This is a genomic window from Streptomyces sp. KM273126, from assembly GCF_004337435.2.
Lineage (GTDB): Bacteria > Actinomycetota > Actinomycetes > Streptomycetales > Streptomycetaceae > Streptomyces > Streptomyces acidicola.
In genome coordinates this window covers 7,206,996-7,233,106 of record NZ_SJXB02000001.1, presented here as the reverse complement: position 1 = coordinate 7,233,106, position 26,111 = coordinate 7,206,996, and the positions used below count along the sequence as shown (strand labels likewise).

Below are 26,111 nucleotides of genomic sequence, written 5' to 3'. Positions count from 1 at the left end.
GCTGCGCGCAGAGAAGAGAGCGCCCCCGCTGCGCGGAGGCGGGTGACGGAGCGTCACCACCCACGCTGCGCGTGGGTGTTCGGCCACTGCGGGGCCGTGCCCTCTCCGCTTGCGCTCCGAGGGCTCCCCCGGCCTACGGCCGGGGGAGCGGGGGCGCTGCGCTCCCCCGCCAAATGCTGCGCTGCGCTGCGCATTTGGGCCCCGGTCCCCGGGGCCTGGAGGCCCGAGCGCTCCGCGCCCGGACCAGCCCGCTACGCGGGCGGCTGGCTACGAGAGAGGGGCTCGGGGCGGGTGCCCAACTGCGGGTGGGGCTACGGCAAGTGATGCAGCATGTTCTGTTGGCAGAACCAGGCCACCCCCTGCATCACTCTCCAGCCTGTGTAGCGACTGGGACCCCCGGCCACCACCCCCAGAGGGAGCCCGGACCACGCCGGAACGTGGCCCCACCGGTCCTGACCTGCACAGACGTTGCCCCGGGGTGGGGAGCAGCACGAGGCCGGAGCACCTCACGGCCTGAACTGACACACCGTCAGGGAATCTGAGTGAATTCGAAGGGTCGCAACAAAGCACCCTGAGCCGAATCCTGAACCTGCATCAAAAACCACGCCCAGACCAACACTGGAACCAACACACGGCACCACCCCGAAAAGAGCGGAAGGCGCTCCCGTTGAGGCCGGAAAATATCCGGATCGAATCTGACTGACACTCAGGAAATAGTTCGGGAATCCGGGTGGTGCTCGTGATCGAAGTGCAGTATCTTATTCATGTCAGGGGTTAGCGGCCCCGGACACCACGAAAAACACCAACAGGAAGGAACCCACGGGAATGGGAACCGAAATTCAGGTCGAAACGCGCGACCCGAAGTCGTTCGTTTCGCCGGAGGTCTGGGCGAAGGAAATCGCCCTCCTCATGCGCGACTTCCCCTTCGACATCGTCATGGCTGAGCGGATCTTCGGGCAGGCGGTTGCCTACCTGATCACGTCCATGGAGATGCGCGGGCGCGGTCTCGGCATGGGTCCGGGTGAACTGGTGGACCACGGCGTCCACGTTTTCATCCTGGACACCAAGAACTACCGCGAGTTCTGCGCGGAGCACATGGACGGGGGATTCCTCGACCACATCCCGGAAGTGGGGCGCAAGGGCGACGGCTCCGTGTTCAACACGGCCAAGATCATCGAGGCGAACGGCTTCGCGGTCGACTGGCCGCTGTGGGAGAAGGACGCCATGAAGTGCACCCCGTGCCGACCGGGGGAGGACGGCCACTGAGCCGGACCTGGTAACGCACAGTGAGCGCCCCCCGGCCGTCACCCTGAGTGACGGCCGGGGGGTCGTGCGCAGCCGGGGCCGGGGCGCTGCGCGCCCGGTGCCACACCCCCTGCCGTGAAGCGGCAGGGCAAGGGCTACGACAGCGCGGAGCGAGGGAGCCGGGGGCGCGTAGCGCGCCCGGTGACCGACTGTCGTAGCCCGCAGCGCGTGAGGGTGCGGAGCACCCGGCCGGGTGGCGCCGGAGGCGACGTCCGGCACGCGGGGGCGCAGGAGGGCTTGCGGAGCGCAGCGGAGCCCCCACCGGGCGGCATCGGGCGCGCAGCGCCCCGCCCCCGGCTGCGCACGACCCCCCGGGAAATGAAGATCGATTGCCGCGCCCGGCGCTGCGCCCTGCCTCCCTGCCTGCCTGCCCGCGCCACCGGGGTCCACTCAGTGCTGGACGGCCGTCTGGCGGCCCACAGGGTCGGGGCTCGCGCCTTCCCGGCCGTCGGCGAGGGAAGGGGCCGCGCGAGGCGACCGTGCGGCCCGTCTCGGGCCGGTGGGGAGCAGCTGCGCCGTGGGCACTTGCTCGGGGCGCCTGGTGTGACGGCCGGTCCGCCGGTGGTACGGCGGAGGGGTTAGCGGCCCACGGCCGGCCGTCACCGGCGCCTGGTTCCACGCGGCAACACCTTGCCTTGACCGGGCGCCAGTCCTGATCCTAGCTCCCTGAAAACGTCAGAGAGTCAGGGCGTAACAAACGTGCTGCGCATCCAAAGTCCATTCCTTTACGGAAGTCCACCCGTGACGCAGCTCTTCGATCTCATCCGCCGATACTCCAATCCCGTTTCGCTCCGGTGGGAGCTTATCGGAGTGCGGGGTCATTACATAAAAGACCCCACCGGGCGAAATACTCGATTTCACCTTTCGCAAGAATTCAGATTTCTCCTGAATGAATGCGTAGCTGAGGCGGCAGGAAATCAGATCGCGTGCGGGGAATTCCGTCCACGGGTCCGCTTCGGCATTCCAGTGCCGGAAGGACAGACCGGCGGCCGACTGGTGACGAGTGGTGGCCGTGGAAATGGCCGCTCCCGCGTAATCGACACCCACCACCGAGTAGCCTCGCTCGCACAAGAAGGATGCGAATCCACCCGTGCCGCAGCCGATATCCAGAGCCGAACGGCCCTCGCCCGGACCGACGTTCAGGTCGAACGCCACCCCTTCTTCGCTGGTCACAGGCCTGAAGTCACGCCCGGCGGCATAGTGCGCGTCCCATTCGTCCACGGCAACGACCGTGCGCATGGTCACCCCTCCGTCTCCGCGCCGGCGGTGACCAGGACGTCCCGCGCCCCCCGACGCACGGCGGCCGGATACCCGAGCCGGTCCGCGGCCTGGTCGAAGGACAGCGCAGGAGACGTCTCCATGAGCGCCCCGATCCGCTCGCCCCGGAGTTGGGCCAACACCCGTTGCGCCGTGGCCGGCGCGACCCCGAGCGCTCGGCAGGTGTCGGCAATGGTGACGGCCGGCGTCGCATCGAGGAGTACGGCCACCCGGGCACGGAGCTCCCCGCGCGGAACGGCGTCCGCCTTCCCCTTCGGCCGGCCGGACGCGCTCTCCTTGCCGGGCCGGCCGTCGCGGAAGGCGTGCACGGCCTGGCGTGGCCAGTGCTCCACACCGTGGACGTCCATCAGGTGCCGCGAGAGTTGCGGGTCCGTCTTGTACCCGTCCCACGTCCGGGGCGTCACCTTCAGCTCCGCGGCGGCTTCCTGCCGGTCCAGGAGGACTTCCGGGCCGTCCGTGTCCGGGAGTGCCGGGACGGGCTCGCCGGCGAGATAGGCGGCGGTCTGCCCGCCGTCCCACAGCAGCACCCGAGCGCCGTCGGAACTGATCGGCGCAGGGAACCCCTGCGCTGCGTATGGCTTCTTGTTCCGGAGCGTTCCCAAAGTCGTGCCCATGTCCTGGGCCAGCAGCTCCCGCGTTCGTACGAGATGCCTCCGGCTTGGGTGGATCATCGCTGGTCTCTCCTTCGACGCTGGTCGGTGACCCGGCCGACGCACCGCAGCGCCGCCGGCGCGGGAACATGGCGCGCACAGCAGACAGACCCGAGCACGCCACGGTGTCCATCACGACGGGGTCCACCAAAAAAGATACTGCACTTTCGTCTCGGGTGGCGTCAGTCCGCGACAATCAACGCCATGTCAGTGGCAAGCCCCAGCCACGGACCGACGACCAGCAAGAACACGGTTCTCCCGCTCCACCGTGACTGACACGCCCTCACTGACACGAAGCCGACACATCGCACGTCCGCGCCGTACGGCGCGACCCCGGGGTCGCCATCGTGCCGTACGGCGCGCCCCACCCCCTCTTGGCGCGGCGCGCCCTCCGGGCTTCCAGGTCGGGCCACGCTACCCGCATAGGCATTGCGATGCCATGCTTTTCGCAGGTCAGGAGCGGTATCGATTGGTAAGTGTGCTAGCGTGACGAGCGTCAGGCACGTCCCGTCGCTGTGCGCGGTTCGGTCCGCGCGCCCTGGATCCGTGAAGGACCCGTAGGTGCCCTCTCGCCCGACCCGTGAACCGAACGTGATGGTCCTGCTGGGCCTGTTAGCCGTCCTGGTGATACTCATGATCAGCGGCATCGCGATGTACGTGACCTACCAGCACCCCGCCCTCGCGCAGCCGCTCACCGTGGCCGTCGGCGTAGCGGCCGTGCTCCTGACGGCCGTAGGGCTCAGCCTCACCCGCCGCTGACCCCACCGCTCCCCCTCCGGACGCACAGCGGCTGGCCCGGCGCGGAGGCCGCCGCCGACGCGCAACAGGACACGAGAGCGCCCAATCCCCCGAGGCGCTCCCCGCGTCCCGCCCGCTCCCTCCCACCCTTCCTTCTTCCAGGTTGGGGCGGTCGCGGGGTGCTCTGAGGGGGATGTCAGCACCCCGACCACGCCTGTACAGGGGCGGTGACCTGTGTGAATGCCGGAAGATCAGGAAGGCCCGCGCAACACTTGGCGCAACTCCCAGCGCAACCTCCAGCGCAACCCTTGCCGCAACAGATGTTGTCGCCAGGTGGGCAGGGGTCGCCCGTGCGGGTGATGTCAGCGGCCGGCGGCAGCCGGGTTCCCAGCGTGTCTGGCCCTGCGCCGTGCGCGGCCCGGCTGGCCTTCGGTGACCGGTCGGACCACGCACAGCTGTGGCCTGCAGTGGTCGGGCCCGTGGTCGGGGTCGGGGCTCCCCGTTTCCCGGGGGCCCTCCGAAGGGGCGGCACCAGAGGCCAGCACAGAACACTCATGCAGTAGTCGCGACGTCGGCCGACGCCAGACTGCCGGATCTCCGCGCCGCACCACCCGCACAGAGGCTCTCCAGTCGCGTCCCGAGGGGTCTCCTAGGTCATGCACGGGACCGTACGCGGCAGGTCTTGTGGCGCGGCCCGGCTTCCGGCCAGGCCGCTCCTGCCTCCGTCCCGCTCCCCGCCCGGCCCCCGGGCCGCGTCACGTGTCGTCCCCGAAGAGAGCCTTACGGATCACCTCCCCGCCGACGCGGGCGAGCCCCGAGGCGGCCCCACCTATCGCAGCCAGAGCGCCCTTCTTCGCGAACTCGCGGCGGCGGTCCGCCTCCGGCGAGGTCTGCGTCTGGGCCTGCTGCTGGTCGCGCTGCTGGCTGCTCACTGTTCCTCCAAGCTGATCGGAAAAGTCCGCCGTCCCCGGCAGGGGCGCGGCGGTTCTGACGGTGAGGCAGCGGGGGGTTAGCCCCGCAACTCCTCCGCAGCCCTTCTCGGGAGTCGAAAGCCCGAGGACAGGACCGAGGCACGAAGAAGCCCCCCACCGAGGCGGCAAGGGGCTGTTGGCTGGGACAGACGACCAGTTCGGCAGACGGCATTCAATAGCTGCGAACGAACTCCGGGCCATCGGCCAGCACCAGCCCGGCCGCAGTACTTCGAACGGTGGTCGGGCCCGTGGTCAGGGCCGGGGCTCCCCGTTGCCCCGGCCCCGCACGGACTCGCCGGGTTCACCGGGCGAGGATCACGCCGACGATGGCGGCCATAACGGTCACGGCACCGAGCGGCTGGCCCCAGGTCGGGTGGCGGTGCACGACGTAGGCGGCGCCGGCCGCCAGCAGCACCACGACGACGGCCAGGAGCAGCAGCACGAGCAGAGCGAGCGTGGACACGAAGTTCCCCCTCGGGATTCGGGCACGCCCCAGGGCAGGAACGTGCGGTGGTTGGGTGTCGGGGCAGAACGGCCCCGGACAAGGCGGCCCCAGGGTCACGGATGCGGGGGTAAGCCCCGCAACCCCCGCCATGATCAGGCCGTTTACCGGCGCATGCCGTCCTGGCCACAGCTGTTGCGGCAGGCAACGCGACCCGGCACCGACAGCCCGACCATGGCACCTGCGCGGCCCTCATTCGATAGCGCTGGCCTGCGACTTCGTATTGAATGCGCGCGGCCGATCCGGTAGGCGCCCGAGGACCCCACACCTCTTTTCTCTCATAAATCTCTTTCGACCCCAACCGAGACATAGCTGACACATGGCGTGTCAAGTGCTCACCGCTGCTTGGGAGTTCACCGTTTCCGCACAGGCGCTCCCCGCGTCCCGCCCGCTCCCTCCCTTCTTCTTCCAGGCCTCAGGCGGTATCCGGGCCGGGGTGATGGACTGGGTGGCGGCCACGGACGCCGCGGCATGCATGCTCGCCGGTGCGGTGGCCCCTGCGGGGCACTCCGCGGACCATGGGAGGGACTGTCCGCGGTTGCCGTGAGGGTGTCGACCTTGCTCGCCGCTGGGACGGGGCGGGCGCCGGGGTCCGGTGCCGTCGTAACGACGTGCTGTCGTGCTGTCAGCTCGGCCGTGGGCTGCGGGAACTGTGGGGCCGAGGTGCTTCTCTTCGAGGTGCAGACGCCGGGCGTCGAGAGCACGGCGGCCGCGCGGCTATCGCGACGCGCGGCCGCGAAGTGTTGCCCCGTAGAGGACCATACGGCGGCAAATGGGCGATCAGAGGGCGGCCGAACGGTAATGGCTAAGGCCCCTCTACTGTCCCGGTAATTCCGAAGCAGTCCGAAAACGAGCCAGAGATCCTCTTTAATTCCCAGAAAGAAACATAAACTGAAAGCCAGTTTCCATTCAGGCTTGGAAAATATTCTCTGCAAGATCATCGGTCTTCGCGAGAGAGACCGTAGCGATGGTGTCCGCCGCCGGTTCCAGGATGACAGTCACCGGATCGCACAGGAGCGGTTCCGTAACGGGCGGTTCGTCTCTCGGCTTCCTGGTACAGGCTCTCACGCGTGGGGGCGCGCCGGTGATTGCCGTGTACTCGCTGGAGAACGACGCGGCGATACACCAGTTCGGCGGGCGCCTGATGGGTTCCGCGATGCGGATCGGATCCGCGGTCACAGGGTGCAGAACTGGGCGCATCGGGGAACGGGGGTCGCGGTGGATGCTGCGGCTGCGGTGCCAACCGATCCGAAGACGTCGTCGAAATGGTGGGCTTGCTCGGTGCGCACCAGGTGGAAGGCGCCGCTGCGGTGGCGTAAGGCGTGCGCGTTGTAGTGGACGACCTCGGCTGGGGTGAGGACTTTCAGGTCGCCGAAGACGTAGTACAGCGGGGTCGGGGCGTGGGCCGCGGTGAAGAGGAGGCCGGCGTTGGCGGTGTCGGTGCTGATGGCGTAGCGGTCGGTGTCGGTGCTGGGCATGCGGTCTTTGGCGTCGATGGTTACGAGGTCGGCGCCGCGGGCGGCGATCAGGTCGGGGAACTGCCGCAGGGCGGAGCGGGTTCGGCGCAGGGCGTCGCGTACGGCGGGCGGGTAAGTGCCCTGTCCGCAGGGGTGGACGGTCCAGCCGCGTGCGCGCAGGGCGGCTGCCACCCGTCGTTCGTGCGCTTCGCCTATCGCCAGGCGGTCCTGCCACTGCGTCACCCTTGTTCCCCCTTGGGTAAGTTCCGCGACCCGCATTCGTGATACGAAGTGCTCATTGTTCGTACTACCCCCTTGGGGCTATGATTCACCTCATGGCGGCATACGTTGACCCACGCTTTCGTCCCACGCTCTGGCCGGGAACCCCTGTGCCCGCACCGGAGTTGAGGCCCGTGCCCGGGGCGCGCGCCGACGGCGAGTGGCTCGTCTGGGCGCCCCATCTGCGATCCGAGGGAGCGACCGTTCCGCTGCCGGAGGACTTCTACCTGCGTGAATTCATGGAACTCGACCCCGCAGATCTCGACACCGTGGCCGCCCTGATGCGCATCTACGGATACCTGGGCGGCAGCATCAACACCGGCAGCTGGGACGAAGAGGAGTACGAGCGGCTCAAGGAGCTCACAGAGCGCGAACACCCGAGGAGCGGGACGTTCTCCCTTCATGGCGAACTGGCCACGCTGTACGTGACGGAGGCCCAGGCGGCCATCACTACCTGGCTAGCCCTGCGCCGCGAGGGCGGACTCGACGCGCTCATCGAGCCGGAGGTATGCGAGGAACAGCTGGCGCAGTGGCAGTCCGAGAACACGCATCGGGACGAGGTGTGGCCGCGCGACCTGGACCATATGCGCGAGATCGTCCTGGGAATGAGGATCAGCGACCTGGTAGATGAGCTGAACGCCGCGCTCAAGCCGTTCAGCATCGGCATCGGCGGCCTGACGGACCGCTACCCCAGCATCCTTTCGGTTGTCTTTCTCCAGCTGTATAACCACCTCGCCGAAGACGCCACGATCCGCGAGTGCGCTAACGAGACCTGCCGCCGGAACTTCGTACGCCAGCGCGGCCGCGCCGAGTACGGGCAGAACCGCACCAGCGGCATCAAGTACTGCACCCGCGAGTGCGCCCGTGCCCAGGCGCAGCGCGAACTCCGCCGGCGCCGCAAACTGCAGGCCCCGCCACTCCAGCAGCCGCCAACCGACAGCCCGACGCTGCAGGACTGTCCAGAGCCCGTCGGCCAGGCGGGAGACGAGCGATGATCAGTCTGCGAGAACACCAGGCAGAGGCCGTCTCGCAGATCCGCAAGTGGGCGGGATTCCCCCTACGGTCGTCCGCGCCCGCTCGTGGGCTCCGTGGAACGGTGGTCTCCGCGACCGGCTCCGGGAAGACGATCACGGCCGCGTGGGCGGCGCTGGAGTCCTTCAGGGGCGGACGGATCCTCGTCATGGTCCCCACCCTCGACCTGCTCGTGCAGACCGCCCAGGCGTGGCGGAGAGTCGGCCACAACGGGCCGATGGTCGCGGTGTGTTCGCTGGAGAAGGACGAGGTCCTGGGGCGGCTCGGCGTGCGGACCACCACGAACGCGATCCAGCTGGCGCTGTGGGCGGGCAGGGGACCGGTGGTCGTGTTCGCCACGTACGCCTCGCTCGTGGACCGCGAAGATCCCGAGGATGTCACGGGCCTGGCGAAGGTGCGCGGGCCGTTGGAGGCCGCTCTGGCGGGCGGCGAACGGCTGTACGGGCAGACCATGGCCCCGTTCGACCTCTCCGTCGTCGACGAAGCCCACTCAACTGCAGGTGATCTCGGAGGGCCGTGGGCGGCAATCCACGACAACAGCCGGATCCCGGCCGGCTTCCGGCTCTACCTGACCGCGACCCCGCGCATCCTTGCCTCCCCCCGCCCGCAGCGCGGCAAGGACGGCCAGGAACTGGAGATCGCGACGATGACCAGCGACCCCAACGGCCCTTATGGCGAATGGCTGTTCGAGCTCGGGCTGTCGGAGGCCGTCGAGCGAGGCATCCTCGCCGGGTTCGAGATCGACGTGCTGGAGATCCGCGACCCCTCCCCCGTCCCCGGGCTGCCGGAGGAAGCGCTGCGCGGGCGGCGCCTGGCGCTACTGCAGACCGCCCTCCTGGAACACACTGCCCGGCACAACCTCCGCACGGTCATGACGTTCCACCAGCGGGTCGAGGAAGCCGCCGCGTTCGCGGAGAAGATGCCGCAGACGGCAGCCCGGCTGTACGCCGCCGAGGTCTCCGAGGAGGCCCTGGCCGGCGCGGACGCCCTGCCGAAGTCGTCGATCGACGCGGAGTTCTACGAGCTGGAGGCCGGCCGCCATGTGCCCCCGGAGAGGGTGTGGTCGGCGTGGCTGTGCGGCGACCACCTCGTCGCTGAACGCCGGGAGGCCCTGCGCCAGTTCGCCGACGGCATCGACGCCGGCAACAAACGCGTGCACCGGGCGTTCCTCGCCAGCGTGCGGGTCCTGGGCGAGGGCGTCGACATCACCGGCGAGCGCGGCGTGGAGGCGATCTGCTTCGCCGACACCCGCGGCTCCCAGGTCGAGATCGTCCAGAACATCGGCCGGGCGCTGCGCCCGAACCCCGACGGCACGGCCAAGATCGCGCGGATCATCGTGCCCGTCTTCCTCCAGCCCGGCGAAGACCCGACCGACATGGTCGCCTCCGCCTCGTTCGCACCCCTCGTAGCCGTCCTCCAAGGCCTGCGCTCACACTCCGAACGCCTCGTCGAACAGCTCGCCAGCCGGGCGCTGACCAGTGGGCAGCGCAAGGTGCACATCCGGCGCGACGAGGACGGGCGGATCGTCGGGCCCGGCGGCGAGGTGGGCGAGGACCAGGAGCAAGACAGCACCGACGCCGCCGCCGAGTCCGCGCTGCTGCACTTCTCCTCTCCCCGGGACGCCGCCACGATCGCCGCGTTCCTGCGCACCCGGGTCTACCGGCCCGAGTCGCTGGTGTGGCTGGAGGGCTACCAGGCCCTGCTGCACTGGCGGAAAGAGAACGGGATCACCGGCCTGCACGCCATCCCCTACGACACTGAGACCGAGGCAGGCGTCACCAAGGCGTTCCCCCTGGGGCGTTGGGTCCACCAGCAGCGGCGCACCTACCGCGCCGGTGAACTCGACGACCACCGCAAGGAGCTGCTCGACGAGGCCGGGATGGTGTGGGAACCCGGCGACGAAGCCTGGGAGACCAAACTCGCGGTCCTGCGCTCGTACAGGCGGGCGCACGGCCACCTCGCGCCCCGGCGGGACGCCATGTGGGGCAACGCCGACAGTGCACTGGTGCCGGTCGGGGAGCACATGGCCAACCTCCGCCGCCCCCACGGCCTCGGCAAAAACTCCGAACGCGCCGCAACGCGGGCGGCCCAGCTGACCGCGATCGACCCCGACTGGAACTGCCCCTGGCCACTCGACTGGCAACGCCACCACCGCGTCCTCACCGACCTCGCCGCCGACGAACCCGACAGCACCCTCCCCGACATCCAGCCCGGAGTGCTCTTCGAAGGCGACGACCTCGGCAAATGGCTTCGCCGGCAGCGCCACAGCTGGGCGGAACTCACCGAAGAGCAGCAGCTCCGGCTGGCGGCGCTGGGCGTCACACCCGCCGAACAGCCCACACCGGCGGCCACGGGCGGCGAGAAGGCGTCCGGGAGGGCTTCAGCTTTCCAACGCGGCCTGGTAGCCCTCACCCAGTGGATCCAGCGCGAGGGCGCTCAGAAGGCAGTACCGAGGGGACACGTCGAATGCGTCGTCATCGAGGGCGAGGAGCATCAGCACAAGCTGGGCGTATGGATCTCCAACACCAAATCAAGGCGCGACAAGCTCACCCACGACCAACGCGCCGCACTCGCCGAACTCGGAGTTGAGTGGGCGTAGCAGCAGAATCTGTGGGGCTGAAGCGTGGCGTGTCCTGCGGGGCGCCTGGACACGCCCTCAGCGGTTTGTGTTCTCCTCTCGGATCATCCGTCGGAGGCTGGTGCGTGCTGCCGCCAGATCTGTTTCCAGGCTTCTCACCCGGGCGAGGAGCTGGTGGTTGTCGTCGGTGGCCTGCTGGAGGCTGTCTTCGAGTCGTTGGTTGGTCCGGGCAAGTTCCTCGACGCGTGCGGTCAGGTTCCTGGTGTCGAGGGCGTCGAGTTGCTGTCCCAGCTGGTGCTGGACGGCCTGCCGCATACGGTCTCTGTCTTCCCTCAGGGTCCGGATCTCCTGCCTGGCAAGCTCGAGTTCTGTGCGCAATGTGGCGCTGGTGCTGCGGGTGTGGGCTGGCGAAGGGGCGGTGGGGTGCTGGCGTTGCTGAGCGGCCTGAATGTGCTCGCGGATGCCTTCGGCATAGGTGAGCCATGTTGAGACACCGGCTGTGCGGGCGACCGCGGCGTGGGTGATTCTCTTGCCCTGTTGCTCCAGAGCCGTGAGGGCGGTCAGGACGCGCTGACGTTTGTCGAGGCTGACGCGGCGACGAGCCTGGGCAAGGGTGTGCGGGTTGCCGTGGGGGTTCATGCCGGGTCGGTCCTGGAGACAGGTGTGAGCGGCAGCAAGGTATGGGTGTGGCCGGCGCGGGCTTTGCGCAGGATGGTGCTGGCTTCCTCGATCTCCTCTCGCTCTGCGGCGGGGAGGGCGGCGAGGCGGCGGTGCATGCGTTCGGTGACCTGCTCGAATGCGGTGATCTGGGCGGTGAGGGCCGTGATGACGAACTCGGCGGCGTCCATGGCCTGGGCGGTTTCGCGGTCGGCGCGCAGTTCGTTGATGTGCTGTTCGATCGCCGGGAGGTAAGAGGGGTCGGGGCGGTAGAAGCCGCAGCCTGCGCACTGGAAGCGGACGGGGCAGGAGCCGCCTCCGGCTTTGACGTTGCTGGGTTCGGTGCATCCGCCGTAGGGGACGGCGACGGAGCGCAGTTCGTAGGCGGTCTCGGAGCAGGGGCTGGGGCGGCCGTGGTTGTCGACGACGTGGGCGGCCAGCTTCGTGACGGCGTCGCGTTTTCGTTTCAGGGAGACAGTGTAGTAGCGCTGGGTGGTGCTCACCGACTTGTGGTCCATCAGTTCGCGCAGGACGTCGAGGGGTGTCCCGGCGTCGGCGTGGCGTTGCGCGTAGGAATGGCGGAAGGCGTAGGCGTAGATGAGGGTGCGGTCGAAGGGCAGCGGATTGCCCTGTGCGTCCGTGCCTTCTGCGTGCAGGTGGGGGATGGAGCCGACCCAGTGGCGCAGGGTCTCGCTGAGGTAGCTGGTGTGCAGGTAAGGGCGGGTGGCGAGGTGGGTCAGGGCGGGGAAGAGGTAGTCGGTCCCGGCGGGCGGGAGGCTGGGCTGGAGTTCCTCCCGGCGGGTTCTCCAGTCATGGATGGCCTGGGCCGTGGGCGTGGTGATGGGCAGACGCCGGCGGTGGCGGCGGGCCTTGTGGTTGTGCCAGATCAGGGAGATCTGGCCGTTGCGGGTCTCCAGGCACTCACGGGGCAGAGAGAGGACTTCCAGAGGCCGCCGTCCGGTATCTCTGAGCAGGATGTACAGGGTTCGGTACATCAGCTGCAGGTCCGCCGGGTCAAGGGTGCGCTGACCGCGGGCCCGGCCCTGGCCGAGGAGGCGAAGGTGGGCGTCGAGCTGGCGGATCACCGGTTCGGGAATCGCCTTGCCGATCTCGTCCTCGTTGGCTTCTACCTGGGGGATGCGGTGGGCGGCGGGATCGCGGACGAAGACGGCCGAGAGGTTGTCCGCAGTTCCGGAACGGCGGCCGTAGTCGATCAGGGCAAAGAAGTGGCTGGCGAAGGACATGCGGTAGCCCCAGCTGGCCGGCTCGCCATCCAGCTTGGGTGCGGTGCGGAACGCGTCCATCACGGCGGTGACGTCGTCGTAGCGCAGCCGTGCGGGATCGTCCGTTCCCGGGCGTTGTGCGAGAGCCCGGGAGGCAAGCTCGACGCCGCGCAGGGTGCGGGCGAACTCGTCCGCGTCGGGGCGCTGCTGGACGGTCCAGGTGCGCAGCAGGTCGCGCAGCCAGCGCTGCGTAATGCGGCGCAGGTCGACGGTCTTGGGGTGGCGAATGCCTGACGGGGTGCGGGAGCGCTGGCCCAGAGCGCGCAGGTCCAGAACGTCATCGTGTGCAGGTGCGGTGCCGGCGTGCTGCCCGTAGGCCGCCCCGACGGCGATGCGCACGCGGCCGAGCATCCGCAGGACCGGAACGCTGGAACGCGGGCACATCAGCTGGTCCGAGATGTCGCTGACGAGCGTGCGACCTGTACCCGCCAGGTCCCGCACCATGCGGCGGACCTGCGGGGGTTCGAAGATACGCAGCCACGGGTCCACCTGCTGCAGGCCGTAGAGGACCTCCCAGCGCAGCGGCTCGGGCAGCGGCAGAAGGCTGAACTGGTGCGGGGCGAGATACGGGTGCTGCTGCGCCGCCCACGGCGCCACGGCGGCGTCCGGGTGAGTGCGGCGGTGCTCGCGGAAGCGCTGCGCGTGGTGCCGGCACAGGCCACGGGCCTGCACGCTCGGCAGTGGGCAGGCAGGAACCGGGCAGGCAGGGATGTCGGTGTAGGGGACGGCCCTGTCATCCCATTGGCCGGTGAGTTTGCGGGTGGTGTGGGTCTTCCACTGTGTGTGGTGCATGACGCACAGCCCTTTGCAGTGGCGGGGCCGGATGCAGCGCTGCCCGTCTTTCGTGAAGCTGCATTGCTCTGGCACGCCTCCGAAGGGCACCCGGGTACGTACCGGTACGAAGGTCCGCGCGAACTCTGCGTCGGTCAGCGGCGACCGTTTCTGCGCCTGCTTGCAGAAGGGGCAGAAGATGTTGGCCGGTGAGACCACGGTGTCGCACGCCGCCGTACGGCACAGCGCAACCGAGCTGCGCGGCTCGTGGACGCTGCCGGTGAACAGCCAGCAGTCTTGCCGCCACTCACTGGTCCGCCAGGCGGGATCGAGATGGTCCCGCAGCCACGGCACCCATCTTCCGGCGTCGGGATCGTCACCGGTGCGTGGTGCGGGCAGCCGTGAAACAGCGGTGGTGACACTCACGGCTGCTCCCTCAAGGAGTCGATGTGCTCGACGGCTGCCCGTGCTTCGGCATCGTCGACGTGCCGGTACTGCTCCATCGACAGCGGGGAGATGTGGCCAAGCAGCCGCTGCACCACATCGCGGTCGACACCGTCGCGCAGCCAGCGCGTCGCCGCGGAGTGGCGCAGCATGTGCGGGCGGCACACATGCCCCACGGTGCGGGCCAGCCGGTCGAACATCTCCTTGGCGTTCGGGTACGACATCGCCCGGCCCAGCGGCGGCCGGAACAGATTCACGAACACCGTCTCCGACTCCACCGCCTCAGCTACCCGGTCACGTTCGTACTGGTAGTCGGTGTAGAGGACCACGAGGTCGGCGGTGACCGGCACAAAGCGGTGATGCCGGGACTTCGCAAGAGCCTGGTTAGGGTTGTCGGTGCGGCGGCGGACATGCACGTGCGGGCCCTCGACGCCGCAGCCCACAGCGCGGGAGGAAGCCAGCAGGTGCATGTCGCCGCGGTGCAGTCCCAGAGCCTCGCCGATCCGCAGCCCCGTACACGCCAGCAGCACGATCAAGAAACGGTCACGGGCACTCGGCGCCGCATCGATCATCCGGCGGATCTGCTCACCGCTGAGGTCCTCATAGCCCGGCTCGGTGACCTTGAAGCGAAACGCGGCCGCCTCGACCTGGCGCCGCTGGCCCGATTCGCCGGTATCGAAGCCGGGCGGAGTGAAGCGCAGCAACTTCGGCTGGGACAGCAACGCCGTCGTGGCGGCCGGCACCCAACCGTGCACAGCATCGAACCGCAGGAACTCCCCCACCACCGTCATGATCGCGTTCGCCGTCCCCCGGGAGCGGTAGCGGGCCGGACCCGGCCGCACCTGGCCGGCCCGGTGCTGGACAGGGGTCTCGATCAGCCACTGCTGCAGCCTGGCCAGATCCAGGAAGCCGGGAGTCCGCCAGTCCAGCTGCCGCATCCGGCAGTAGTTCATGTACAGGGCGACCCGCCCCGCATAGGCACGCTCGGTGTTCGGCGAACACCCCCGCGCCCGCAACGACGCCAGGAACGCCACCGCCTCGGTGTGCAGGTCGAACGAGGCGGCGTCCACCACCACCCATCGCACCACACCGGTCACCGGAGAAACAGCACGCTCCGCCACAAAGTCGGCATCCACGTGACAAACACAACCACCGCCCGCAGAACCGCGTACGGCACACGCTCACAGGCCATCCCTGCAGGCGACAGGCAGAACAAACATCCCTCACCCCTGGCACGCCCCGAGATAACTCTCGGCGGGGCCAGAGCCAGGGGTTGGTGGGGTCAGCGCTCGTTCTCCAAGGCAGCGGTCAACCCGTAGGCACCTGCCTGCGAGAGCCTGTCGATGATGTCCAGGCAACGGATCCGTTCGGGCTGCGGGCTTTGGCGGTAGAGGCGGAGGACCGCCGAGACCAGGTGGTGGCCGTCCGCTGCTCGGTGGGTTCTCAGGTCGCCGAGGTCTTTGCCCGCGTGCTGGACGATGCGCTCGCAGGCGTCAATAGCCACGGCGGGAAGGGGGCCGGTGTGGTCGTAAAGAGCGAAGGCCAGATGTTCGAGGTGGTCGGGGAACGCGTCGCTGTCGAGGAAAGCACTAACTAGTTCGTCGGCTTGCGCAGGAAGCAGGTCGAATGCCTGCCGCATGCCTTGGGAGGCGTTCTTTCGCACGTCAGTGTCGTCGTCGTTGAACAACGGGACAAGGTGCGGGTAGTGGTCGATGTTGTTGGCGAAGACTGCTGCCGCCCCACGGCGGGCTAGGGCGTTGAGTTCGTACGCGCTGTTCGGGAGGTCCGGGGTGATGCATCCCTGGATGGTGGCAACAGCCCAGGACTGGCCGGCGAGGTCGGCCGTATCTCCCGGCCCTTGGAGGGCCCGGGCGAGGTGGGCAGCGAAACGTGAGGATTCACGGACCAGGGTGTTGATGAGCAGCCGTTGAGTGGTGGAGGCGTTGTAGACGTTGGCGTCCTGGTGGTTCAGGAGTTGTTCAGCGGTGTCTAGCGCAATCTGAGGGTCATGCTTCATCAAGGCCAGCACGGCCTGGGCGGCGCAGACTCGGACAGCGAGCACTGGGTCGTTGGCGAGGCGGGTGACCAGGGGCGTCAAGGCGTGCAGGTGCTCACTGCCGTGGAAGAGCAGGGCGGCAACGGTGAGCGCTGCCTGGCCGCGGGTGGCGTTCATGCCGGCGGTCAGCAGATCCGTTCGAGTTCCGTGGGTGTCGGCGTCGCGGATGTCCTGCTCGGGGTGGGGGTCCGTGGTGTAGCTGTCGAGGGCTGGCAGCAAAGCAGCAGTGAAGTTCTGCGGAGCCGACTGCAGGGCGCGGCAAATTGTGGGCGCGGCGGCGGGGCCGAGGATCTGGTAGGTGTGGAGAGCCAACTGCTCCCAGCGGTCGGCGTCCAGGTGAGGCGTGACCGCCTCCACGATCGCGCACAGGTAGGCGGCCGGTGCGTCGGGGCCAAGCGTGAAGGCGAAGTTGGTAAAGCGCTCGGGTTCCTGTTGCGCGCGGCTGCTCAGCGTCTGGGCCAGTTCGTGAGCGCCCCCTTGAGGAGGCCAGGGTCGTTCGGGTTGGGGCTGGGCGTACTTGTTCAGGGCTCGGTGCCACTGTTCATTGGTCATGTGCCGGGCCGCATGGTCACTGATCGGCGAGCCGACGAAACCCGTCTGGATTGGTGTCGGTGGCGACGGGACCTGGTCAGAGAACTTGCGTTCCCATTCGTCGAGTCGGCGGCGTCCCGCGGCACTACGGCGCGAGGGACAGATCGCCGACAGCAGCTCGTACTGGCTCCAGCCCCAGGCGCTGCGCTGCCCTTTCTGCCGTCGGTGTTCCCACGCCGGGTAGAAGTCGAGCAGCATCGCAGTCAGACGTTCCAACGTTTCGTCACTGCAATGGGGCGTGGTTGCCTCGATGAGTTCACGCGAGGCCCAGCGCGCGCTGCTCAGCCAGCCCAGGCGCAGGTTGCGTTCATCGTTCAGGAGCCAGGCGATCGCCTCGTCTGCCTGGTTCATGACGGCATAGACACGGCAGGCGAGGAAGCGCAGCTCTTGAACCGGTGAGTGAGTCAGTTGTTGCAAGGCGTCCGCAGCAGCAGCCGGGGAGTTGGCAGCCAGGGAGCGCAGTGCTGTGTCGAGGGCGGTCAGCAGTGCAGCGTCGACGCCGTGGCCGCCCACAAGGCGGTGAGCCCAACGGCCGCTGGGCGCGTAGGCGTCGGTGCGCCCCGTGCTGCCTGCCGTAGCCACGTCGATGACAAAGGGCAGGACCTGGCTCACGTAGGCTTCCGGTTCGGCCTCCGCGATGCGGGAGAGGACCGTGTCGGCAACCTGCGAATGCGTTGGCAAGTGCCCGGATTCGAAGGGGTCACCGGAGCCATCGGCGCGCGCTCGGGCAAGGTGACGCCGCAGATAGGCACCTACAAGACGCGCAGCGGGAGCGGGAGCGGTCTCGGCCAAGCCGTAGAGGAGTGACCAGAAGTCACTGTTCACCGCGATGGGTCCACGCGCCTCGTCCGCATGTCCGCTCTCGATCAGGTCGACGGCCAGGTCGATAAGGCCGGGTGTGAGCGCCCACTCGATCAGCCGCAGAAGCCGCTGTCCCCACTGTGGCGTGGTGCCCACATACGGTCGCACAAGCTCCGCAACACGCTCGGGTCGGTGGCGCGCGACGGCCAGCAGTTCAGGGAACGCAGCATCGGCACTCTGCGGCGCGCCCAGCCAGCGTTCCCACCTCTGATCGTGGTCGGCGGCGTCGAACCACTGCGGCAGGGCGAGCAGGCCTCGTACCTTGCCCGCCACAGGAGCCTGACCCCAAGCGACCGGTTCGACGGCCTTCCAGTCAGGCAGAGCGGCATCGAGCTGCCCAAGGACCGCGATGATCACATCATGCAGATGTAGGCGGATCCGGTCGGAGCCCAGGAGCCGGGCCACTGTGGCGCGGAAACGTTCAGGGTCCGTGCCAGCAAGGTGTTCGAGGATCTGCCGGGTCTGAGCGCGACGGAACAGATACTGACCTGAACTGGCCAGAAAATCGTGGATGTCCTCTCCGGCGGAGATGAAGGACCGGGCGAAGAGGAAATCGAAGTACGTCTCGTGGAAGAACCCGATCTGTTCCCCGTCACGCACCAGCACACCGTGCGACTCGAGCACCTTGATGTGCTGGCGGGCGAAACCATCGAGGAGAGCCATAGGCGCCTGGAGCGTCTCACGCTCGCTCATGGACGCGCACAGCGTGCCCGTGATACCCCGCCAGTCCAGCGCGGTGACCTGTCGCTCGATCTCCTCGCGCCGTTCATCGGTGTAGCGCGCGTACAGCTCCTGCAAGGTCCGGTAGGAAGCGGCGCGTGCGGAGGGCGACAGGCGGCTGAAGATCGACAGGTGCAACGGAGTCCGCAACAGCTCCAGCGTCACCGGCCCCAAGCCGTCGGGATCCGTGCCGCTGGCGGACAGGACAGCCCTCACCTGTTCCAGGTCCAGAACGCTGAGGGGGAACCGGACTGTCCGGGCGCGGTCGGCGACCAGCCTGGTCAACCTCCGGTCATTGTCGATGTCGACGGTGCGGGCTACCAGGATCACCTTGACGTTCGGGGCGATGACCAGCTGCGCGAGTACGTCCTCCACAGCCTCGTAAGCGTCGGACATCCTGCCGTTGTAGGTGCTGACCGCATCCAGCTGGTCAATCACCAACAGCGCCGGCGCTTCGTCCGCGACCCCAGCCAGCAGCACCGCCGGTGAGTCCGGCAGGGTCATCCTGGTCCCCAGGTCCCTGGCCGTCTGCACGCTCGCGTCGGCGCCATCCATCCGGACCGCGGCCGTCGGCCATCCCTGCTCGGTCAGCCGGACCAGGACGTCGGTGACGACCGCTGACTTACCCAGGCCAGCGCCGCCCTCGCAGACCACGATCTGCGGGCCGTCCTCAGCTATCAGGTGCTCGTACAGCTGCTCCGCGTGCGGGCGAGCGGCCATCCCGAACACGGGCCTGTCCCGCCGCACACGCCGCACAAAGCGCTCAACGGCCCCGGCCAGCGCCGTGAGCGTTCCGGCGTCACCGGCCAGCAGCCGCGAGCGTACTCCCGGCACGGTCAAAAGGTGGCTGCGGATCTGCGAGCCGGTGAGGCGCTGGTGCAGGTGCTCGTCGAGATAGCCGCTCAGCTGCCTGACGATCACTTCCGGATCGCCGACGAACAGCAGCTCATACTCGGAGACCACCAGGCGGCGCAGTGCCTCCGGTGGGATGTGCTCCACGTGCACGGCCTGCAGATACCGCCAGCCGCCCTCCCGATCGACCGGCACCCCGTTCACGGACCAGTTCCCGAGTACCTGTACGAACTGAGGAAGCTGGGCCTTGGTGATGATGCCCTCGAACTCGGCGAGAGTTTCGGCGGCCCGGGCACGCTTGGCAAGATCATGCAGTTCAGGAGCCCCCGTGGACAGCACGAGGCGCACCTTCTTGCCCTCCGCAAGATGCCCCATGACCGCCTTGAGGATCTTCCCTGCAGCATCTAGGGTCCACGGCCCCTTCGAGGGAACATCCTTCACCTGCTCGCACCATGTGCCGTCGTCCGCCTCGAGCTCGAACTCGATCCCGGCGCCCGTCGGCCCCGGCGGTTCCAGGCGAATCCGCGACGCCCGCCCCCGCAGCAACTCAGCCACCCTCAGCGCGGTCCACCAGTCCTCGTACCGGTTACCCGCCTTATCCGCAGCCCCACCGGCCAGCCCCACCCAGCCTCACTCCCCCGAGAAATCACATCGGCTCCCACCCTTCGGGAACCGCGCCACGCGACCCTACTCCCACCCACTGACAACCACGCAGACCAGCACAACAGAACCCGAATCATGATCTACTACAACTGCAGACTCCAGCAGGCCACACCACAACAAACATGCCTGCCGACCAGCCCTCCCTGAGATAAAGGGCCTGCGCTCGCATGATGAACGACTCGTGGAGCAGCTCGCATCCCGGGCCCTCACCAGCGGGCAGCGCAAGGTGCATCTCCGGCGCGATGAGGACGGGCGGATCGTCGGGGCCGGTGGCAAGGTCGGCGAGGACCAGGAGCAGGACGACACCGACGGTGCGGTCGAGTCGGCGCTGCTGCACTTCTCCTCTCCCCGGGACGCGGCGACCATCGCGGCCTTCCTGCGCACGCGGGTCTACCGGCCGGAGAGCCTGGTGTGGCTGGAGGGCTACCAGGCCCTGCTCTGCTGGCGGAAGGAGAACGAGATCACCGACCTGTATGCCGTTCCCTACGACGTCGAGACCGGGGTTGGCACGACGAAGGCGTTTCCGCTTGGGAGGTGGGTGCACCAGCAGCGGAAGGCGTTGCGGGCGGGTGAACTGGAGCCGCGGCGCAAAGAGCTGCTCGACTTGCCGGAGGCCGGGATGGTCTGGGAACCGGGCGAAGAGGCGTGGGAAACCAAACTCGCCGCGCTCCGCTCCTACCGGCACGCCACCGGGCACCTCGCACCCAGGCAGGACGCCGTGTGGGGCGAGGGCGACGCGATGATGCCCATCGGGCAGCACATGGCCAACCTCCGCCGCACAGGCGGCCTCGGCAAAGACCCCGAGCGCGCCACCGTCCGCGCGAAGCAACTGGCGGCCATCGACCCCGACTGGAACTCCCCCTGGCCACTCGACTGGCAACGCCACTACCGCGTGCTCGCGGACTTGGTCGACGCCGACGGCGTACTACCAGCCATTCACCCGGGCGTGCTCTTCGAGGGCGACGACCTCGGCAAATGGCTGGAGCGGCAGAAACAACCGGGCACCTGGGCGCAGCTGTCCACCGAACAGCAGCAGCGGCTGTCCCAGCTGGGCGTGCAGCCACTTGAGGCCCCGACTCCCGCCCCGGCGGCCAAGCGAGGGTCGAAAGGTCCGAGCAAGGCGGAGCAAGCGTTCCAGCGGGGCCTGGCGGCCCTCGCGCAGTGGGTAGAGCGGGAAGGCTCAGACCGGCCGGTGCCAAGGGGTCACAGCGAAGAAGTCGCGGTCGACAGCGAGGCAGAGCCGGTGGTCGTGAAGCTGGGCGTATGGACTTCGAACACCCGGACGAGGCGGGACAAGCTCACGGCGGAGCAGCTGGACGCACTACGCAAACTGGGCATGAAGTGGGCGTAGGAGGCCCGAGTTTACTTCTCCGCCAAGCCGTGGCTGGTGACCCATAACGAGTGAGGCCGACTGACGGTTATGGGAGTTGCAGATCAACAGACCGGACAGGGCATGGGCGGCAGGAATCGGAAGCTGGCGCCGTTAGGGGCAGGATCGATGCCCCTGGCAGGTGGGGTGTGGCGCATGGCACCGCTGCGGGGTGAGATGACGCAGTCGTTTCTGAGCCGGGTGGCTGCGCGCTATGGCGTAAGGCTCAGGGATCTGCTGGCGGCAATCGCTGAGGTGGGCGGGCTGTCGAACGTCACGGGCCAGACCCGGCTGGACAGTGAGGTGTATCTGAACCGGCAGGCTCGGGATCGGGTGTCCCAGCTGTGCCGAGTTCCGGAGCATCATTTGCGACAGGCACTGCCTGCCTGGGCACAGGAGGAGCCTCGAAAGCGGTTCGCCGCAGGCCCAGCAGCGCAGTTTCATCACACTGCGGAGAAGGTTGTGCCCTGGGGGCCGGCGTGTCCTGAGTGCGCAGCGCGATCAGCCGGGCGCGTCGAGGGCGCGCGCTTGTACCTAAAGCCGCATCAGCGGGTATGCGCGCTGCACCGTCGGTGGCTGATGCAGGTGCCGGGCACGGCCGGCCGGGTGGTGAGGTTGCCGGCGGGGGGCGAGCAGTGGGTGCAGGCCCATCGTCGTCACGCGAGGTTGCTGCGTCATTCCTCGGTGGCTGCGGAGGCGTTCGAGGTGGCTGCAGCGGTGACTGCCTCGTGGTGGTGGCAGGCGTGGCCGCGGGAACACGTGTGGCCTTCTCGGCTGCGGAGCTTGGGCAGCGGACGGATGGATACGGAGGTGTGGCGGGTCCTGGCGCGGGAGCTGGTGACGTACCCGGAGACGGTTGCGCTCGCCACGCTGCTGGCCGATGACGGGTTCCGGCAGTGCCTGATAGCCGACGCCCGGGGACATGTGCCGTTTCGGCTGGCTGATCTGCCGGTGCTGCTTTCGGCGGTTGAGCGCTGCGTGGGGCGCCCCTGGTACGGGGAGCAGCTGGCGGATGAGACGTCAGGGCCTTTGTTCGCGTGGGCGTATCAGTGCGTGCGGCCGCCGCGTCGCACCCGGCACGGAGAGCAGGCGATGTGGGCGGTCGCTCCGGCGCACCGTTTGCGCCCGCTCGTTGACGAGCTCGCCACGCGGATTTCCGCCGGGGCCGGCGAGCAGAAGGTGGAGGGCAAGAGACTGCGGGGGCTTAACCGGCAGTCGGATGAGTCCTTCACGGCCGGCCTGGCGCACGCGGGCCAGTACGTGCGCGAACACGGGAACCTTGCTGTCCAGAAGGACACCATGGTGGGGTCCTTCCGGCTTGGGGAATGGCTGCACAATGTGCAGACCAGGGCCTGGGCGCTGTCGCCGGATCGTGTCCGGGCGCTGACGGTTTTGGACCCGTGGTGGAACGTCCCCTGGTCGGTGCAGTGGCAGCGCTCGTACTACCGGGCGCGCGATCACGCCGCCGTGGACGGTCCGCCGGATGCAGCCGCAGGGTTTGCCGGGACTGCCGTGCTGAATGGTGAGTGGCTGTATCTGCAGTGCACCCAGTACGACGCTCTCCACCTTGAGCAGCAGCGTCTGCTGGCGGACATCGGCGTCACGGCCGAAGCAGCCCGTACCGCTCGACCGCGGCGGGCCAGCATGCGGGCACGTTTCGAAACAGGGTTAGCGCACGCCCGGGCCTATGCCACCGAGCACGGCCACCTGGCGGTCTCCGGTAAGAGGGCGGTGCACGAGGGGTATCCGCTGGGGGCCTGGCTGGGGGCCCAGCGCAGCAAGGCGCACCGGGCTGCAAGGCCCACCGAGCGCTCCCAAGGGCTCCGTCGAGCGGACCTTCGGCAGCATCAACACGCTCTTCGCGCAGCACGTCGCCGGCTACACCGGCCCCCACGTCCTCGCGCGCGGCGAGGCAGTTCAGGACGAAGCCCGGTTCACCGTGGCCCAGTTGCAGGAGCTGCTGGACGAATGGATCACCGCATGCTGGCAGCACCGCCCCCACGACGGGCTGCGCCACCCTCTCCTGCCCAAGAAGGCGCCGGCCCCGAACGAGATGTGGGGCGCGCTCCTGGGCGCGTGCGGATACGTGCCGCTGCCTCTGACCGGAGCCGACTACGTGGAACTGCTGCCGGTGCGCTGGCATCCCGTCACCGGCCGCGGCATCCGCATCAACCACCGCACCTACGACCACACTCTGCTGAACGAGCACCGCGGACGGCCCTCACCCACCGGCGCGGGCGGCAAGTGGGAAGTCCACCTCAACCCGCACGACGTACGCCAGATCTATATCCGGCTGCCCGACGGGCAGCTGCACGAGATCCCGTGGATCCACCGCGACCACGTCCACGCCCCGATGAGCGAGACCACCTGGCGCCACATCCGCGCAGCCCTCAACCGGCGCGGGGACCGCGAGGCGCACGAAGCCGCCCTCGCGGAGGCCGCCGACCAGGTCCTGCGCCGCAGCCGCCCCCTGCCCGGCAGCCCGGCGGCTGCCACCCCGTCGGGGACACTGCCGGCTCAGCATCCCGTCGAGGACGCCGAGGACAGTCTCGCCGCTGTCGACGCCCGCACCCATGACGGTGACGACAGCCAAGCTGGTGGTGAAGAGCCCCCGCCGCCGCCGGCCCGATTCGCGCTGTATGACGCCTTCGAGGAGGCCGAGCACTGGTGACCAGCCCCGACACCACGCCCCCTGTCGAGGAGACGTCCGCACAGGCAGTCACCACCTTCGGCGCCTTCGCCCGGTTCGCCGCCACCGCACCGCCCACGCCGCCGCAGCCGGGCCAGGCACCCCGCTCGTTGGAGGAACGCCTGGCCTACCACTCGCAGTTCGTCACCGTGCGCACCCCGGCCATCGAGAACCTTTCGCGCAGTGTGCGCACCTTGATGATCCTCGGCCGCCACCAGAGCGTCACCGCACGTCCGTCCCTGATCGTCACCGGCCCGGCCACCGCCGGCAAAACGACCGCTCTGCTCGAGGTCGGCCGGACCTGCTACCTGGCCCACACCCGCCGCGCCCACCCCGGCGACGACAGCGTGCCCGTCGCGTATGTGCTCGTGCCGCCGGGCGCCACGGCCAAGACGCTGGCCGGGGAGTTCGCCCGCTACCTCGGCATCCCCGTCACCACACGCATGACCACCGCGCAGATCACCACAGCCGTCTGCCACACCTACACCGCGGCCGGGGTCAAGCTGGTGCTGATCGACGAGATCCACCGGCTCAACCCGCGCACCTCCAGCGGCGCGGAGGCCGCCGACTGGCTCAAAGACCTCACCGAACGCGTGCCCGCGACGTTCGTCTACGCGGGCATCGACGTCACCGCCAGCGCCGTGTTCACCGGGGTGCGCGGGGCGCAGCTGGCCGGACGCGCCTCCTTGATCGACTGCGGGGCGCTGCCCGCCCGCGAAGGCGACCGGGAGCCGTTCCGGGAGCTGATCGCCGCTCTGGAGCAGGCCCTCGACCTGACCGCGCACCGGCCGGGCACCCTGCCCAGGCTGGCGCCGTACCTGCACGAGCGGACCGCCGGACGGATCGGCAGCCTGGCCCGGCTGATCCGCCAGGCCGCCATCGAAGCCATCCTGGACAGCAGCGAACGCATCACCAAGACGCTGCTGGACTCCCTCGCGCTGGACCACCTCGCCGAGGAGCACTACCGGCCCCGCACCCCCGGACGCCGCGCCCGGCCCGGCAGCCGGTGACCGCCCACACCGCACTACGAGCCGGCACCCTGTGGCCCGCCCCGCCCGGCGCACTGCGCGTACGGCCGCTGCCCCGCGAGGCCACCGCCTCCTACCTCGCCCGCCTCGCCGCCGCCTACCACCTGAGTGCCGCCCAGCTCCTCGACGGCCTGCACATCACCGCCACCGGCACCTGGGCGGCCCCGCCCACCACCGAAATCCACCTCAGCAACGAAGCCACCCGCCGCCTGTCCGACTTCACCCGCATCCCACCCGCACACCTCGCCCGCGCCCTGCCCCGCCAGCCCCCGCCCGCCGCCATCGGCACAGCCCACGCCGCCATCACCCGCTGGCAGCCCGTCCAGCCCGCGATGCAGCCACTGCCGGCGTGCACCGCCTGCACCGCTCACCGCAGCCCGCACAAAGCCGTCCCCGCGTGGATCCACCCGGCACCGGACCTGCCCCGGGCCATCATCTGCACCCGCCACCAGCAAGCCTCAAGCGACCCCAGGCACCCCACGCCCCTCGACACCCGCTCACTCCCCGAACTCACCCACGCCCGCCTCACCACCCGCCGCCCACCAACGGCGTCCTCCCTGAGCTGGGCATCGACGATCACCACGCGGTGGTACGACCACCATCAGCACCTGCACGAACGCTGGCACACACGCCTACACCGACTCACCGCCGCCAACCCCCACATACCCCTGCACCCGGCCTCCCCGCCCTGACCTGCCGGAACCTGATCACCTACCCCGAGACCCTCACCCTCGCCACAGCCCTCGACCGCCTGCCCCCACACCCCCTGACACGCACCCAGCAGACCGTCTTCCTCCACCAACTCACCAGCCGCCTCCAACTGCCCCGCCTCGCACCCGCCAACCACGACCTGCTCCGGCAACGCCTGGCCACCCGCTGAAAGACTCATCGCTCCGACGCTGCCCTGGCCCCAGCCCATCGGCCTACAACTCGCCATACCTATAGGCGCACCATTTTCCCTGCACAAAAACCGCCACCTCACTCAGCTCACTGCGCACCACAAACAGCCAGCTCAGCCCACATATCCTCCGGCGCCGGACACTCGGCTTCGCGTAGACCTCACCCACGGAACAGAGCCGCCACTCAATACAGCTGAGCAACAGCAGGTCACAACCAAGATCAATAAGCAGACACGTCAGCTACGCCACAGGAGCCCCTGGCCGCACGAGGCAGAACTCACTGCCCTCGACCCGTGGTGGAACCCACCCTGGCGGGCCAACTGGAACCACAGCTGGCACCAAGCCCACGCCTACCACAGCGCTGGTCAGTCCTTCCCCAACAACACCACAAAGTGGATCCGCACCCAGCAACGAGCATGGGAGCAGCTCCACCCCCAC

The 26,111-nt window shown here is 68.8% G+C and carries 16 protein-coding genes and 1 pseudogene; 8 read left to right on the top strand and 9 right to left on the bottom strand.

What is annotated here, in order from left to right; all coding sequences use genetic code 11:
- Positions 1 to 825: 825 nt before the first annotated feature.
- Positions 826 to 1,266 carry a hypothetical protein gene (locus E0500_RS30585; protein ID WP_131565930.1) on the top strand — a complete coding sequence of 147 codons (441 nt, stop codon included), beginning with the start codon at positions 826 to 828 and terminating at the stop codon, positions 1,264 to 1,266.
- A gap of 714 nt (positions 1,267 to 1,980) precedes the next feature.
- Here the strand turns inward: E0500_RS30585 and E0500_RS30580 are convergent.
- Both E0500_RS30580 and E0500_RS30575 read right to left on the bottom strand, forming a co-directional pair.
- The gene (locus tag E0500_RS30580) at positions 1,981 to 2,544 is read right to left on the bottom strand and encodes a bifunctional 2-polyprenyl-6-hydroxyphenol methylase/3-demethylubiquinol 3-O-methyltransferase UbiG (protein WP_165935076.1); all 564 of its coding nucleotides are present in this window, start codon (positions 2,542 to 2,544) and stop codon (positions 1,981 to 1,983) included.
- Positions 2,545 to 2,546: 2 nt separating this feature from the next.
- Positions 2,547 to 3,254, bottom strand: a complete 708-nt coding sequence (locus E0500_RS30575) for a hypothetical protein (RefSeq protein ID WP_165935077.1) — start codon at positions 3,252 to 3,254, stop codon at positions 2,547 to 2,549.
- 540 nt (positions 3,255 to 3,794) lie between these two features.
- Here E0500_RS30575 and E0500_RS30570 point away from each other — a divergent pair.
- Positions 3,795 to 3,992, top strand: a complete 198-nt coding sequence (locus E0500_RS30570; RefSeq protein WP_131565932.1) for a hypothetical protein — start codon at positions 3,795 to 3,797, stop codon at positions 3,990 to 3,992.
- Between the two features lie 734 nt (positions 3,993 to 4,726).
- Here E0500_RS30570 and E0500_RS30565 read toward each other — a convergent pair.
- The 3 genes from E0500_RS30565 to E0500_RS30555 all read right to left on the bottom strand — a co-directional run bounded on the left by E0500_RS30565 (position 4,727) and on the right by E0500_RS30555 (position 7,144).
- On the bottom strand, positions 4,727 to 4,903 hold the full coding sequence (locus E0500_RS30565) for a hypothetical protein (RefSeq protein WP_165935078.1): 177 nt from the start codon (positions 4,901 to 4,903) through the stop codon (positions 4,727 to 4,729).
- Between the two features lie 340 nt (positions 4,904 to 5,243).
- The gene (locus E0500_RS30560; protein WP_165935079.1) at positions 5,244 to 5,405 is read right to left on the bottom strand and encodes a hypothetical protein; all 162 of its coding nucleotides are present in this window, start codon (positions 5,403 to 5,405) and stop codon (positions 5,244 to 5,246) included.
- A 1,214-nt stretch (positions 5,406 to 6,619) separates the two neighbouring features.
- A complete protein-coding gene (locus tag E0500_RS30555) occupies positions 6,620 to 7,144 on the bottom strand; it encodes a hypothetical protein (protein WP_309505201.1) in 525 nt (174 codons plus the stop codon).
- A gap of 92 nt (positions 7,145 to 7,236) precedes the next feature.
- On the opposite strand from E0500_RS30555, the gene E0500_RS30550 reads away from it, so the two are divergent.
- Positions 7,237 to 8,175 carry a hypothetical protein gene (locus E0500_RS30550; protein ID WP_258573031.1) on the top strand — a complete coding sequence of 313 codons (939 nt, stop codon included), beginning with the start codon at positions 7,237 to 7,239 and terminating at the stop codon, positions 8,173 to 8,175.
- Positions 8,172 to 10,811: a DEAD/DEAH box helicase gene (locus tag E0500_RS30545; RefSeq protein WP_131565938.1), complete on the top strand. Its 2,640-nt coding sequence runs from the start codon at positions 8,172 to 8,174 to the stop codon at positions 10,809 to 10,811. Before E0500_RS30550 ends, E0500_RS30545 begins: the two co-directional genes overlap by 4 nt.
- 57 nt (positions 10,812 to 10,868) lie before the next feature.
- Here the strand turns inward: E0500_RS30545 and E0500_RS30540 are convergent, their stop codons facing one another.
- The 4 genes from E0500_RS30540 to E0500_RS44430 form a co-directional block, all read right to left on the bottom strand.
- Positions 10,869 to 11,429, bottom strand: a complete 561-nt coding sequence (locus E0500_RS30540; RefSeq protein WP_181587197.1) for a DUF6262 family protein — start codon at positions 11,427 to 11,429, stop codon at positions 10,869 to 10,871.
- Positions 11,426 to 13,927: a site-specific integrase gene (locus E0500_RS30535; protein ID WP_309505200.1), complete on the bottom strand. Its 2,502-nt coding sequence runs from the start codon at positions 13,925 to 13,927 to the stop codon at positions 11,426 to 11,428. Before E0500_RS30535 ends, E0500_RS30540 begins: the two co-directional genes overlap by 4 nt.
- On the bottom strand, positions 13,924 to 15,042 hold the full coding sequence (locus tag E0500_RS30530; RefSeq protein WP_309505199.1) for a tyrosine-type recombinase/integrase: 1,119 nt from the start codon (positions 15,040 to 15,042) through the stop codon (positions 13,924 to 13,926). The genes E0500_RS30535 and E0500_RS30530 overlap by 4 nt, the downstream gene beginning before the upstream one ends.
- A 185-nt stretch (positions 15,043 to 15,227) precedes the next feature.
- Positions 15,228 to 19,649, bottom strand: coding sequence for a hypothetical protein (locus E0500_RS44430; protein WP_258573030.1), 4,422 nt, complete (start codon positions 19,647 to 19,649; stop codon positions 15,228 to 15,230).
- A gap of 190 nt (positions 19,650 to 19,839) precedes the next feature.
- Between E0500_RS44430 and E0500_RS30520 the strand changes: the two are divergent.
- From E0500_RS30520 to E0500_RS30500, 4 genes and pseudogenes are all read left to right on the top strand, one after another.
- A pseudogene (locus tag E0500_RS30520) lies at positions 19,840 to 21,039 on the top strand (helicase associated domain-containing protein); the annotation flags it as partial.
- 69 nt (positions 21,040 to 21,108) lie between these two features.
- A complete protein-coding gene (locus E0500_RS45590) occupies positions 21,109 to 23,634 on the top strand; it encodes a Helicase associated domain protein (protein ID WP_399120281.1) in 2,526 nt (841 codons plus the stop codon).
- A 90-nt stretch (positions 23,635 to 23,724) separates the two neighbouring features.
- On the top strand, positions 23,725 to 24,756 hold the full coding sequence (locus E0500_RS30505) for a TniB family NTP-binding protein (RefSeq protein WP_131565941.1): 1,032 nt from the start codon (positions 23,725 to 23,727) through the stop codon (positions 24,754 to 24,756).
- On the top strand, positions 24,753 to 25,466 hold the full coding sequence (locus E0500_RS30500) for a TniQ family protein (protein ID WP_309505198.1): 714 nt from the start codon (positions 24,753 to 24,755) through the stop codon (positions 25,464 to 25,466). Before E0500_RS30505 ends, E0500_RS30500 begins: the two co-directional genes overlap by 4 nt.
- The last annotated feature ends 645 nt before the right edge of the window (positions 25,467 to 26,111 follow it).